Raw genomic sequence first — 12,615 nt, forward strand, 5'->3', positions numbered from 1 at the left:
CGACTCAGGGCCGTCGGCCCAGCCTACTTCCGTGCTCAGTTCCCTTTATCCGCTCGCACGGGCGCCCCTGTTCCGCATGGATGCGGAGGACGCCCATCACTTGACGCTGCGCCTGCTGGGCGCGGCCGCCCGCGCCGGCATCGCGCGTTGTCTCGCCCCGCACGCGTCCGATGCGCCGCGCACCGTGATGGGCTTGACCTTTCGCAACCCGGTGGGGCTTGCCGCCGGCCTGGACAAGGACGGCGCTTGCATCGACGGATTGGCGGCGCTCGGCTTTGGCTTTATCGAGGTCGGCACGGTGACACCGCGCCCGCAACCGGGCAATCCGCGCCCGCGACTATTCCGACTGCCACAGGCCGATGCGTTGATCAACCGGATGGGCTTCAACAATCATGGCGTGGATGCCTTCGTCGCCAACGTGCGAGCCGCACGCTATCGTGGCGTGTTGGGGCTGAACATTGGCAAGAATGCCGATACGCCGATCGAGCGCGCGGTCGACGACTACCTGTACTGCCTAGAGCGCGTCTATCCGTTCGCCAGCTATGTGGCGGTCAATATCTCATCGCCGAATACAAAGAACCTGCGCCAGTTGCAAGCCGCCGGCGAACTGGATGCGCTACTAGGCGCGCTCAAGGACAAGCAACAGCGACTGGCGGATCTGCACGGCAAGCAGGTGCCACTGGCGCTGAAAATTGCGCCGGACCTTGACGACGAACAGATCAAGTCGATTGCGGACACGCTGCTGCGGCACCGTATCGATGGCGTGATCGCGACCAATACCACGCTGTCGCGCACCGCGGTGCAGGACCTGCGCCATGGCGACGAGGCCGGCGGCCTGTCCGGGCGGCCGGTGTTCGATTCGTCCAACCGGGTGATCCAACAATTGCACACGCAATTGGGCGACACGGTGCCAATCATCGGCGTGGGCGGGATTTTCAGCGGCGAGGACGCGAATGCAAAGCTTGCAGCCGGTGCATCGTTGGTACAGCTTTATACCGGCCTGATCTACCGCGGCCCGACGCTGGTGGCCGAATGCGTGCGTGCCACTGCTGACCATCGCAATTCGCGCATAGTATAGGGAACACAAATGATATTTAAGCTTTGATTGCAGCTTCGCTATGTTGGCCGCCATTTGTCACTACCCGCCAAGAGGGAAAACGATGAAACTTTCGCTGCTCAAGAAATGGATCGCCGCGACACTGGTTGGCGTCGCGCTCGGCGTGGCCGCTGTGGCTGCACCAGCCGCCGACCTGCTCGATCAGGCCAAGGAGCGCGGCACGCTGCGCATCGGCCTCGAAGGGACTTATCCGCCATTTAACGCTCGCGACGCCCATGGCGAACTCGTCGGCTACGACGTGGACGTGGCCAAGGCGATCGCGCTGCGGCTCGGCGTGAAGCCCGAGTTCGTCACCACGGAATGGAGCGGCATCATCGCCGGACTGCAAGCCGGCAAATTCGACGTGGTCGTGAACCAGGTCGGTATCACGCCCGTGCGGCAGCAGACGCTCGACTTTTCGCAGCCCTATACATACTCGGTCGCGCAACTCATCCAGCGCAAGAACGATTCGCGCCAGTTCAAATCGCTCGGCGACCTGAAGGGCAAGAAGCTCGGCGTGAGCCTGGGCTCGAACTACAACGACATGGCTAAGTCGGTGCCCGGCATCGAGGTGAAGACCTACCCGGGTGCGCCCGAGTATCTGCGCGACCTGGCAGCGGGCCGCATCGACGCGGCGCTCAACGACCGGCTGATGCTCGCGTACCTAATTAAGACTACCGCGCTGCCATTGCGTCCGAGTAGCACGCTGGGCCAGCAGGAAAGGGTCGGTATCCCCTTCAAGAAAGGCAACCCGAAGTTTGCCAAGGCCATTGACGACGCCATTGCGCAACTAAAGGCCGATGGCACGCTGCCGAAGATCTCCGTCAAGTGGTTTGGCGTTGACGTGACCCGACCGCTGAAGTAAGCCGCCACCTCGATGTCACCGTTGATGTTGTTGCTGCAGTCCGCGCCCGCGCTCGCCGCGGGTGCGTTGCTGACGATCAAGTTCGCGCTGCTATCCATGGCGTTTGGGCTAGCCGGCGGCCTGCTCATCGCGCTGATGGGCGTCAGCGAACGGCGTTGGCCGGTGGGCGTCGCTCGCGCATACGTCAGCGTCATGCGCGGCACGCCGCTGCTGGTGCAGATCTTCGTTGTCTACTACGGCCTGCCGAGCGTGGGAATCGAATTGGAGCCGACGCCGGCCGGCGTGCTGGCGTTGTCCGCGAACGTCGCCGCGTACCTATCCGAGAGCATGCGCGGCGCAATCTTGGGCATCGCACGCGGCCAATGGCTCGCCGCGTACAGCTTGGGCCTATCACGCCAGCAGACGCTGCGCTATGTGGTGGGGCCGCAAGCGCTGCGCATCGCGGTGCCGAGTCTGTCTAACAGCCTGATCAGTCTGATCAAGGACACCTCGCTGGTATCGGTGATCACGGTGACCGAACTGCTGCGCAGCGCGCAGGAAGTGATCGCGGCCACCTACCAGCCGCTGCCGCTTTATGTCGGCGCAGCAGGCGTGTACTGGGTGCTGTGCCACCTGCTCGAAGGACTCCAGCACCGGCTCGAACGCTACCTCACACTGCCCACGCGGCACTGAGCGGCCATGCGTTCAGTGCGCACCGACGACGATTCCCGGCGGTACCAGCGCACCGCGGGGTGACTCCAGGGCAGCTGCCGCGGCAGCGCGCGTGCCTTACGCATCGTTGTGCCTAGTGCGCATCATTGTGCGCCCCCGTACATAGATAACGCCGAGTGCTGCGGATAATGATGCGCAGAGCGCGCGCGGCGTCGACACCGCGTTGGCCGCGAGGCCGCAACCCCATCCGAGAGGGCCCACGCTTGAAGGTAGCGATTGTTCACGACTGGCTGGTCGTCCATGGCGGCGCCGAACGGGTGCTCGCCCAAATGATCGACTGTTTCCCGCAAGCGGACATCTTCAGCCTGGTCGACTTCCTGGAAGACCGCTCGTGCCTGCGCGGCAAGCCGGTCCACACGTCGTTTATCCAGAAGTTGCCAATGGCCCGGCGCAAGTACCGCGGCTACCTGCCGCTGTTTCCGCTGGCCATTGAGCAATTCGATCTGTCCGGCTACGACGTGATCCTGTCCAGCTCGTACGCCGTAGCCAAGGGCGTGCTGAACGGGCCAGACCAGTTACACGTGAGCTATGTGCATTCACCGGTGCGCTACGCATGGGATCTGCAACACCAGTACCTGAGCGAGGCGGGGCTCACGCACGGCGTGAAGTCCGTGCTCGCGCGCGCGCTGCTGCATTACATCCGCAACTGGGACGCGCGTTCAGCCAACGGCGTGGACCTGATCGCAGCAAACTCGCGTTTTGTCGCGCGGCGCATCCGTAAGGTCTATCGTCGTGATTCGACGGTCATTTATCCGCCGGTGGATGTCGAGCACTTGCGATTGAATACTGCCAAAGAGGACTTCTATCTGACCGCGTCCAGGATGGTGCCCTACAAGCGCATTGACCTCATCGTGGACGCCTTTTCTCGGATGCCACAGCGCAAGCTAGTCGTCATTGGCGACGGCCCGGAGATGACCAAGATCCGCGCGCTGGCAGGCCCGAACGTGACGCTGCTCGGCTATCAATCCTTCGACGTGTTGCATTCGCACCTGCAACGTGCCAAGGCATTCGTGTTCGCCGCCGAGGAGGACTTCGGCATCTCACCGGTCGAAGCGCAAGCGTGCGGCACGCCCGTCATCGCCTACGGTAAGGGCGGTGCGCTCGAGTCGGTGCGCGCCCATACCGACGCACAACCCACTGGCCTATTCTTCGATGCGCAAACCACGCCCGCGTTGATCGATGCCGTTGAGCGGTTCGAGGCGCTGCCCTGCGGCACGTTCACGCCGCTCGCATGCCGCGCCAACGCGCAACGCTTTTCTACGGATCGCTTCCGTGCCGCGTTTTCCAGCCTGGTCATGGAAGGCTACCAGCGGCTGCAGGCTGAATTGGCGTCGCCAGTCAACGATCCGGCGCGCAACGACGTGCCGTCGTATGCGATCATGCCAGGCTAACCGGCTGTCGCTACCACGCTGGCGTGCGCGCCGCCCAGTCGCGTAAGCTGCTGCGCACCGTGCCCGATACACCTCCCAGTTTGTGATTTTCAAAGTCACGTAGGACAGCTTCGCGCATTCCGAAGGATGCCTGACTAACACATCGCCATCTTGACTACGCCGCAATCCCGCTCGATATGGAGCACGTGGACACCACCACGCTGCTCGATGTCGCAAAACCGTGATGCGGCGACCATACAGCGAATGCCAACGATGATGGCCCTCGACTTCCTGCCGGATATAGGCGCAATGAACAAGAACGGGCGAACGGCCTGATTGCATCTCGCTCACGTCGATCGAGATCACCACGCGCTGGACTTAATGTAACGATTAAATTTTTGTCGTTCATTTTGTAGATATTACAGTGCTAACCCAAAGCGCTTTTCGGCTACATCGTGCGTAACTGGCGCAAGTACCGTCTCTCAATTGGCTCGATGATCAAACGCGTTATTAACGACATCAACCAAATTGGCTTCCCCGGTCTCAAGCGCAGCATTTAGCGCTATGTCAAACCGCCAATACGCTTAGGATTTAAGCACATGGCCTTTGCAATATACTATTCTCTTACTAAACTGAATTCAGTCATGTCGTTCATGAATGACATCGGCCTCGGAGCCACCCATAATGTTGGTGGAGTTTTTAAACTATGAAAAAGGAGATTCTTATGGATCAGTCCCAAAGCATGAATTGTCAAGCATTGGATTTACCGCTGGATGACGAATCACTGATGGAACTGTGCGCTTCCGAGTCGACGCTGGGTGGCTCAGGGAACTATAGGGAGGCTGGCATTGGCCGCTTCCTATAATCATTAGTTTGGTATAAAATCTTACGCTAAGCAATACGCTGAGCACTGGCCTACATGGGCATATATGCGTGGCAGGCGTTGCGAGGGATTGCTTAGCGTATTATTAACTTAATAATATTAAATTATATACGTCACTCAGCGAGCATAAAACGAGGGTACCCGCCAGCGAGGTTTCGCGTGTGCAAGCCGGTAAGGCGCGGTTCTTCGTCGCAACGCTGTACTGATCGCGCCATCAATACGCCGAACTCGTGTTCGGTCCCCTCTCCGTTCTCGCTATAGCATCGCCTCCTCAGACGGCAGCGTCGGCGTAGCTGCCGGCACATGTGCGTGCGCGTAGGACGCACGGGCAAGTTCGGCGTGCAACGATAGGCAAGCCTGCCGCTCATCGAGCACGTCGGCAAAAAGTTCCGTGAGGAACGCCTCGCATAATGCCGCTACCCGCTCGCGTGCTGCCGGATTCAGCACCTCATGGTCCATGTTGGGTATCACGCGAGCATGCGCACCGCCGATCCGTGCGAGCCGTTGGCCGCCATGACCGAAATGAACCTCGAGTTCGTCCAGACCATGGTCCAGCGGACTAAATAGCAACTGCACGCGAACCCCGCGCGCGGCCAGCTCTTTCATCTGGCGACGCACCCGCTGGCTGCTGCCCGGCGTATCCCGCATGTCTTGCGTCCAGGCGGCCGCAAGGCCCCGCGTGCGCGCCACTGCATAGCGGCACAGCGTGCCGATGACCGGCCACAGGCTGACCTCGCCGCGCAACACTTGGGCCCACTTCTGCGCGCGCCACATCGAGCGGAAATGCGCGCGGGTCGATCCGGCACCCACCCGACCAGCGTCATGCATCGTGAACCCATCGGGAAACGAAAAGCCGAACAGGTTCACCAGTATCAAGCCCCGAATCGCCGCATTGTCGAGCGCGGCACGCAAGCCCAGGTACGCACCAGAGCAGATACCGAACACCGCAATGCCCGGATGGCCACGCGAGCACGCCCAATCGACGGCATCGGACGTGTCGGCGGCCAGCGCGTCGAAGCTCAACGAGCCCGGATCGGTCTGCGTGGCCGCCGCTGCGCTGTCGCCCAGCCCGCTCGCATCAAGCCGCAGCGAAGCAAACCCCGCACGCGCGAGCTGGCGCGCCAACTCCACGTTGAAGCGTCCGTCCCCGACATGGTGCGTGGCGGCCGTGTTGGGGATCACAACCAGCGGCGCACGGCCCAATCTGTCCGCCGGTTCGCAGAGGATGCCGAACAACCGACCCTGATCCAATTTGACCGGCTGCTCTACCATCCAGTCAGTCTGAAGCGGCGCACCGGCACACACCAGCATCGGCGATGCGGGACACAATGCGCCCGCCGGGACGGTCTGAGGCGTCACCTCTTCGTTCACCAGCCACTGCGTGACGACGTCGAGTGTGGCCTGCGGCACTTCGGCGAGCCAGGATGGCTGCATCGCGCCCGGGTATTCGGCGAACAAACCAGCGTCCACACGTGCGCCTTGTGACCGGTACACATCGGCGAGCGCATGGCTCGGATCGTGCGGGTCGACATGCATGATCAGCACCGACGCCGCGGGCGGTGCCTGGACACGGCGTAAGTCGTGCTTCGCTACCTGCTCCATCGCGGCCAGGTCGAACCGATGCCCGAGCACATCGAATGCGCCAGCCGGTGGCGCGTCTGTCTGCACGTGCGAGCCCGTCTTCTCTCGCCACGTCTGCTGCAGCACCTTGAGTTCGCGAACGAACTGCCGGCCCGAGACGACGGGCGCCATCAATACGACGCGCTGCGCGCCAACCTGGGGCGCGGCCTGCGCGGCCACCATTGCGCCGTAGCGCGCCCCGACCAGCGCAATGCGTTGCACCCCCATCATGCGCCGCAGATGTTCGACGGCGCTCACCGCTTCGCCCGTCCATTGGGTCGGCTCGACCAGCGCGTCACGATCCAGCGAATCGCCGGTACCTGCATAGTCAAAGCGCAACACCGGAATGCGCCGCGACGCCAACCGCTCGGCTAGTTGCCGCATCGTCTGGTGCAACCATAATGCTTCATGCCCGAGCGAGTTGCACAGCACCACGCCCCAACCCGCGTCGCCCGGATCACCAGCCTGCGCGCTATGAAGCCAGCCGAAATGCCCATCAAACGAGACAGGCCGCATCGTCGTGTCCATTCTCTAACCCTCGTTGTTCTTTCACCCGGCGCCTGCGTGTTGTGGCGCACGGGCCACCCGGCCGTGCCCCTCCATGACGACGCGTCCACGGCACGGATGTGCCGGTTAGTAGGCGGCATCCGTAGAAGTGGGGTCGGTGCGCTGACGCACCCAATCGGGCCATGCTCGTCGCCGTGCGCGTGCCGCCTTCGCGTTGCTCCCCGCGCCCAAGGCGGGTATCGGGTTTAATCACGACCCTCAAGTTTCGCGCAGTGCTGCCGATATGCAGCAACGATGGCCAACAGTGCAACGGCACACACCTTGCCGAATCTCGCGCTGTCGGGCTGGGGGGCACGCCGAACGAGGCGGCGCGCTTGAAGGGAAAGGACCATGAATAACATGCTGCATATCGTCATCATCGTGCTCGCGATCCAAGCCGTCGCACTTTTTGTTGCCATGGCGTTCGGGCACGCGGCCAAGAGCGGGGATCGTTTCGAAGAACTAGACGAATTCGACGACGCGCGCACCATCGAGGGGACGTTGCTCGCACGCTTTGTCGCGCGACTATTGGCCGCATGGCAACTTCCATAGGGTCTGCCGCACTCGCTGCGGCCAGGCGGCGATATCGAAACCATGCAATTTGAATAGCGAGAGCGCAATCCGTTCAAGCCCAAAGCCGCAACACCCAGTATGCGCGATTTCGCCGGTTTCGGTACGGATGTTCCACGTCTTGCCGAAGTTGTCCATATGGTAGTTGAAGCTGCCACACGCGGTCGGCTTGTTCGGATTGAGCACGGTCACCGCCGCTTCGAACTTGAGCTGCAGCGCACGTTGGCTGTTTGCCACGACGCGCCCGCCACGGCCGAAAAACGGATCGTTGGCCAGCTCCAGCGACATCGGCAGTTCCAGCGCGTCGAACATCCAGCGCGCATGGTCCATCCAGTCCTGTCGGAAAGCGAGCACTTGCTCGGGCGTGCCCATCCTGACAAACTCACGTTGCCGAAACAGCTGCATCCGCTCCGGCTCCAGTGACGGCTCCTGACGGAAAACATACGAAAAAATATCAATCAGGTGGCCTTGTGCCGGCACCGGACCGCGCTTGGCCATCACCGAGTAGACGGGATAGCAGGCCACTGGCGTCATCATGATGCGTGTAGGCTTCTGCTCGGCGGTCCAGTCCTCACCTTTATCCAGGCACGCGAGCAAGCGAGGATGGCTAAAATCATTGCCGCAAAAGCTAAAGACCGTGCCAGCCAACTGCGGAAAGTTCCTTAGATAACCGCTCTGCTCAAGCAACGTGCGGCTCATCGCCGGCGGAAACCGCATCACGTCAGCGCCGCGCTCCATCCCCCATGCACCGATCAAGTCGCTGATGCGCTCAACGACGTCCTCGAATACGGCGCCACGACCGTACAGCCCGTCGACATCGCTTGGAATTAGCAAGCCGCGCTCGAATAATTGTTCGAGAAAACTGGCGGCGCCCGCTGCGTCGTTCAGCTCGCGAGCGGCCGCCGCGCGATCGCGCTCGTTCGGCACGGTTCCAGGACCGGATCGCTTCGACTCCAGATTGGCACTACCCATGTTCGGCTCCTTTGGTGAGGATTCGTGTCGCATGATCGATGCTGTGTTTTGCGGATCCCGGGCGGATGGAAACAGCGCGGCAGACGCTATCCGGAAACACCGCCGTGCAGCACCGCAAGCGCACGTTGTACGCGAAAACCCGCACGGGCATCGGTTCGCTGCCGAACAGTGGGTCAGCGCACGTTGACCGTGCAATGCACAACGCCGGCGTCGCGACCTCACGACCCCGCGGGAATCCATGCCAAATAGTGCGCTTGCGAACAGAGCCCGCACGCACTCGCCAGTACCTTCGTTCCATAGGGTGCGGACGCTTTTGGCATTGCAACATTGCGGTGCCGGCTGCACACGGTGCTATCCGGCCACGCTTGACGTTTTCCGCGCTGGCTGAACGAGGAACCCATCATGGACTGGAAATGCTGCGAATTCAGGCAACTGAGTTCGGACGAGCTATATCTGATCCTGCGCGCGCGCAATGCCGTACTAGTTGTCGAGGACGCTCACGTGCACTTGGACATCGACGGCAAAGACGAGCACGCGTTGCACGTTTTCGCGATCGATACGCGCGCGCAGCAGCGATCGGTGGGAGGCTACGCGCGCCTGCTGCCGGGCGATGACATCGACCCGGAAACGATGATCGACAAATTCCTGACGAGCGCCGCGCGGCGCGACGACGACACCGCCGAGCGACTGCTCAGGCGGGCGCTGGGCCATGCGCGCGAGCGTTGGCCAGGTGCGCCGGTGCGGATCCACTCGCCGATCTACCGCGAAGCGTTTTATAGCCGGTTTGGTTTTCGCAAGGTCGATGGACCGTTCCTCGAACACGGCATGCCGTACATCGGCATGATCCACTCGATGCGCGACGCGACCTTGCCCAGCCGCGGCCTACTACGCGGCGTGCGCGGCCTCGTCGAGCCGGTGGCCGGCGCACTAGGCAGCATCGCCCAGCCGGCCCGCGCGGCGCGCGCCGATGCACGCACCGAACCGGACGCTTACCCATTCTCACCTCGCCTTCCCGCAGATTCCGGAGTAAATCGATGACCGGCACTGAGTCTACATTCACGTCTTCCGTCCCGGCCGACGCGCCGCCGCACCTGCTGCCGGTGATCCTGGCCGGCGGTTCCGGCACGCGGCTGTGGCCGCTGTCGCGCGAGCACCACCCAAAGCAATTGATTGGCCTGATCGCCGATGAATCGCTGCTGACGGCAACTGCCCGTCGCTTGGACGGCATCAGCAGCGCGACGCTAGATGACGAACTGCTGCTCGTGTGCGGCGAGCGCCACCGTTTCATGAGTGCCGCACAGGTGCGCGCCAGTGGCAAGTCCGCCCGCATCCTGTTGGAGCCGGTAGCACGCAACACCGCGCCAGCGCTCACGCTTGCTGCGCTGGACGCGCAGGCGCGTCACGGCGACCCGGTGCTGGTGGTGATGCCCGCCGACCATGCGGTCACTGATCCGAAGGCGTTTCAGGACGCCATCGCGCTGGCCGCCTGCTACGCGCAAGCCGGCGCCATCGCCACGCTTGGCGTGCTGCCCCGGCACGCGGAGACCGGCTATGGATACATCCGAATCGGCGCACCGGTGCAGCATACCAATGGCACGCTGGGCGGCCACGCAATCGAGCGCTTCGTTGAGAAGCCGCACCAGGAACTGGCCCGCCAATACCTGCAGTCCGGCGAATATTGGTGGAACAGCGGCATCTTCGTGGTACGCGCGTCAACCTGGCGCGCGGCAATCGCCGCGCTGAACCCGCCTATACATGCCGCCTGTGAAGCAGCTTGGCGAAGCGGCGCAGAGCAAGCCGGTGGCTTTTTCAAGGCAGACGCGGTCGCCTTCGACGCATGCCCGTCCGATTCGATCGACTACGCCGTGATGGAACGGCTCGCCGATCCAGCGGGTCTGGGTATCCAAGGCGTCGTTGTGCCCCTGGCGGCCGGCTGGTCCGACGTCGGCTCCTGGGACGCCATCTGGGAAATCCTGCCAAAGGACGCAGCCGGCAACGTATCGCGCGGCCGCGTGATCTTCGAAGGCACGGAGGACAGCTTCGCGCATTCCGAAGGACGCCTGATCGCCTGCGTTGGCTTGAAGGACATCGTGGTGATCGAGACCGCCGATGCAGTGCTGGTCGCTAACAAGCATGATGTACAGCAAGTCAAGGCCGTGGTGGCACGGCTCAAGTCCGAGCAATACGTCGAAGCCGAAGATCATCGCAAGGTCCATCGCCCCTGGGGCTATTACGACTCCATCGACCACGGCGAGCGTTTCCAGGTCAAGCGCATCGTTGTCGAGCCGGGCAAGCAATTGTCGCTGCAGATGCACTACCATCGCGCGGAGCACTGGACCGTGGTGCGCGGCACCGCGCGCGTGACGTGCGGCGACAACACGTTCCTGCTGAGCGAGAACGAATCGACGTATATTCCGCTGGGCACGGTGCACCGGCTTGAGAATCCGGGCAAGACGCCGCTGGAGATCATTGAAGTGCAATCCGGACACTACCTGGGCGAGGACGATATCGTGCGGCTGGACGACCAGTACGGCCGAGCCTCTCAGCCGGCGGCGGGCGCACCGGGTGCATCCGGCGTGTCCGGCACGTCCGGCGCCACACCCGTCGCAACCGCTCATGCGGCGGGAGTCGCCGATGCTGTGCAAGCCGCTTCAGACACGGCTATCTCCCGCGCTGAGGGAACGCCGAGCGCCACGGCCGCGCCGCGCGGCGGCGTGAGCGCATGGCGGGCCGGCCGTTGACCGTGCGCGCCACGAGACCCACCGTCGCCGAGCGCGAGGTGAGGGTGCTGGTCATCAACGATTTCGTGCGCAAAGGCGGGGCGGAGGAAGTATACCGGACCTCGGTGGACGTACTGCGGGAGTTGCCCGGCGTGGACGCCGAGGGCTTCGACGAACGATCAGTGCCCCCCGCGCATGGCATGGCGCGGCGCGCGTGGAATCCTGCCGCGGCGCGCGCGCTGGCCGCCACGATCGAACGCGTGCAGCCCCAACGCGTGTTGGTGCACAACTATCACAGTCTGCTGTCGCCATCGATTCTGCCAGTCATACAACGATACAAGCGCAAGCTCGGTTACCGGACCTTTCTGACCTGCCATGACTACCACCTGGTGTTCTACAACCCGAATCTGTTGATCTATCCGCAACCGGGCATGTCCAAACCTCTGCCGCTGGAGGCGCTGAGCGACAGCCGGCGGCTGCTCACATGCGCCAGTGCGCGCGGCATGCTGCACGATGCGGTGAAAAAGCTGCATTGGCACGTGGTTGATACGTTGTTGAATCCGTCTGCTGTCTTTGACCAGTTCCTGTGCCCAAGCCCTTACATGCGCGATGCGCTGGCACGGCGCGGCATTACGCGCTCAGCAATCCTGCCCAATCCGGTCAATACCCGCATCAACCAGGCCCCGCCCCGCACCGTCGGCAAAGACCGCTTCGACCTGGCGTTCGTTGGACGCATCGAACCCGAAAAAGGACTGGATCCGTTTCTCGAACTGGCCAGCCACACGCAATGGCATCGGCTCAGCAGCGTGACCGTCTACGGCGACGGCTCGCAACGCGATGCCCTGCACGCGAAGTACAAGGCGCTGGTCGATAACGGCCGATTGCGCTTTGCAGGTCGGCTCGACCACGCGCAGTTGTTTGAGGCGTTGCGCGCGCACGATGCGGTCCTGCTGCCGTCGATCTGGGCTGAAAACGCACCGTTGGTGATCGTCGAGGCGGCGATGATGGGTCTGCCAGTGCTCGTGCACGATCTGGGCAGCCTGGCCAGTTTTGGTGATGAAATCGGCAACAAGATCAAGTACCAGCGCACACCTGCCAGTCTGGTCGCCGCGCTCAATGCACTGGACATGCATTTGCGCGCCACGCAGCGCCGCTACGATTGGTCCCAGTATACGCGCGAGCACTATGCGACACGGTTGAGTGCCCTACTCGATTTACATGCCGGAACAGAACCCGATACCGTACGCAAATGGGCATGATCG

11 protein-coding genes are annotated in these 12,615 nt (G+C 62.6%); 9 read left to right on the forward strand and 2 right to left on the reverse strand.

Annotation, left to right across the window (positions count from 1 at the left end; genetic code table 11):
* Positions 1-31 precede the first annotated feature (31 nt).
* From KQH55_RS07380 to KQH55_RS07400, 5 genes are all read left to right on the forward strand, one after another.
* Positions 32-1,078 carry a quinone-dependent dihydroorotate dehydrogenase gene (locus KQH55_RS07380; protein ID WP_076786882.1) on the forward strand — a complete coding sequence of 349 codons (1,047 nt, stop codon included), beginning with the start codon at positions 32-34 and terminating at the stop codon, positions 1,076-1,078.
* An 82-nt stretch (positions 1,079-1,160) separates the two neighbouring features.
* A complete protein-coding gene (locus KQH55_RS07385; protein ID WP_235090513.1) occupies positions 1,161-1,961 on the forward strand; it encodes a cystine ABC transporter substrate-binding protein in 801 nt (266 codons plus the stop codon).
* A 12-nt stretch (positions 1,962-1,973) separates the two neighbouring features.
* Positions 1,974-2,633 carry an amino acid ABC transporter permease gene (locus KQH55_RS07390; RefSeq protein WP_235090514.1) on the forward strand — a complete coding sequence of 220 codons (660 nt, stop codon included), beginning with the start codon at positions 1,974-1,976 and terminating at the stop codon, positions 2,631-2,633.
* A gap of 242 nt (positions 2,634-2,875) precedes the next feature.
* A complete protein-coding gene (locus KQH55_RS07395; protein ID WP_306666075.1) occupies positions 2,876-4,063 on the forward strand; it encodes a glycosyltransferase family 4 protein in 1,188 nt (395 codons plus the stop codon).
* A 703-nt stretch (positions 4,064-4,766) separates the two neighbouring features.
* Entirely contained in the window at positions 4,767-4,907 is a 141-nt protein-coding gene (locus tag KQH55_RS07400; RefSeq protein WP_170872410.1) for a burhizin family lasso peptide, read from the forward strand.
* A 273-nt stretch (positions 4,908-5,180) separates the two neighbouring features.
* On the opposite strand, the gene KQH55_RS07405 is transcribed toward KQH55_RS07400, so the two are convergent.
* Entirely contained in the window at positions 5,181-7,073 is a 1,893-nt protein-coding gene (locus KQH55_RS07405; protein ID WP_235090515.1) for an alpha/beta hydrolase, read from the reverse strand.
* 369 nt (positions 7,074-7,442) lie between these two features.
* On the opposite strand from KQH55_RS07405, the gene KQH55_RS07410 reads away from it, so the two are divergent.
* The gene (locus KQH55_RS07410; protein WP_076795461.1) at positions 7,443-7,643 is read left to right on the forward strand and encodes a hypothetical protein; all 201 of its coding nucleotides are present in this window, start codon (positions 7,443-7,445) and stop codon (positions 7,641-7,643) included.
* On the opposite strand, the gene KQH55_RS07415 is transcribed toward KQH55_RS07410, so the two are convergent.
* Positions 7,617-8,633 (reverse strand): amino acid--[acyl-carrier-protein] ligase, encoded by a 1,017-nt coding sequence (locus tag KQH55_RS07415; RefSeq protein ID WP_235090516.1) that lies wholly within the window; start codon positions 8,631-8,633, stop codon positions 7,617-7,619. The two genes, KQH55_RS07410 and KQH55_RS07415, sit on opposite strands and share 27 nt — an antisense overlap.
* A 402-nt stretch (positions 8,634-9,035) precedes the next feature.
* Between KQH55_RS07415 and KQH55_RS07420 the strand changes: the two genes are divergently transcribed.
* From KQH55_RS07420 to KQH55_RS07430, 3 genes are read left to right on the forward strand one after another with little or no spacing between them, the layout of a single operon-like run.
* Positions 9,036-9,671, forward strand: coding sequence for a GNAT family N-acetyltransferase (locus tag KQH55_RS07420; protein WP_076786866.1), 636 nt, complete (start codon positions 9,036-9,038; stop codon positions 9,669-9,671).
* Positions 9,668-11,374 carry a mannose-1-phosphate guanylyltransferase/mannose-6-phosphate isomerase gene (locus KQH55_RS07425; RefSeq protein WP_235090517.1) on the forward strand — a complete coding sequence of 569 codons (1,707 nt, stop codon included), beginning with the start codon at positions 9,668-9,670 and terminating at the stop codon, positions 11,372-11,374. Before KQH55_RS07420 ends, KQH55_RS07425 begins: the two co-directional genes overlap by 4 nt.
* 38 nt (positions 11,375-11,412) lie before the next feature.
* Positions 11,413-12,612 carry a glycosyltransferase family 4 protein gene (locus tag KQH55_RS07430; protein WP_235090590.1) on the forward strand — a complete coding sequence of 400 codons (1,200 nt, stop codon included), beginning with the start codon at positions 11,413-11,415 and terminating at the stop codon, positions 12,610-12,612.
* Positions 12,613-12,615: the final 3 nt, after the last annotated feature.

It is taken from the genome of Mycetohabitans sp. B3 (assembly GCF_021498065.1).
GTDB lineage: Bacteria > Pseudomonadota > Gammaproteobacteria > Burkholderiales > Burkholderiaceae > Mycetohabitans.

What these genes read in the sequence shown, in the direction of transcription:
- KQH55_RS07390 (WP_235090514.1), top strand. Translation starts at nt 1,974, where the DNA reads ATGTCACCGTTGATGTTGTTGCTGCAGTCCGCGCCCGCGCTCGCCGCG.
- KQH55_RS07385 (WP_235090513.1), top strand. Translation starts at nt 1,161, where the DNA reads ATGAAACTTTCGCTGCTCAAGAAATGGATCGCCGCGACACTGGTTGGC.
- KQH55_RS07400 (WP_170872410.1), top strand. Translation starts at nt 4,767, where the DNA reads ATGGATCAGTCCCAAAGCATGAATTGTCAAGCATTGGATTTACCGCTG.
- KQH55_RS07425 (WP_235090517.1), top strand. Translation starts at nt 9,668, where the DNA reads ATGACCGGCACTGAGTCTACATTCACGTCTTCCGTCCCGGCCGACGCG.
- KQH55_RS07410 (WP_076795461.1), top strand. Translation starts at nt 7,443, where the DNA reads ATGAATAACATGCTGCATATCGTCATCATCGTGCTCGCGATCCAAGCC.
- KQH55_RS07415 (WP_235090516.1), bottom strand. Translation starts at nt 8,633, where the DNA reads ATGGGTAGTGCCAATCTGGAGTCGAAGCGATCCGGTCCTGGAACCGTG.
- KQH55_RS07405 (WP_235090515.1), bottom strand. Translation starts at nt 7,073, where the DNA reads ATGGACACGACGATGCGGCCTGTCTCGTTTGATGGGCATTTCGGCTGG.
- KQH55_RS07420 (WP_076786866.1), top strand. Translation starts at nt 9,036, where the DNA reads ATGGACTGGAAATGCTGCGAATTCAGGCAACTGAGTTCGGACGAGCTA.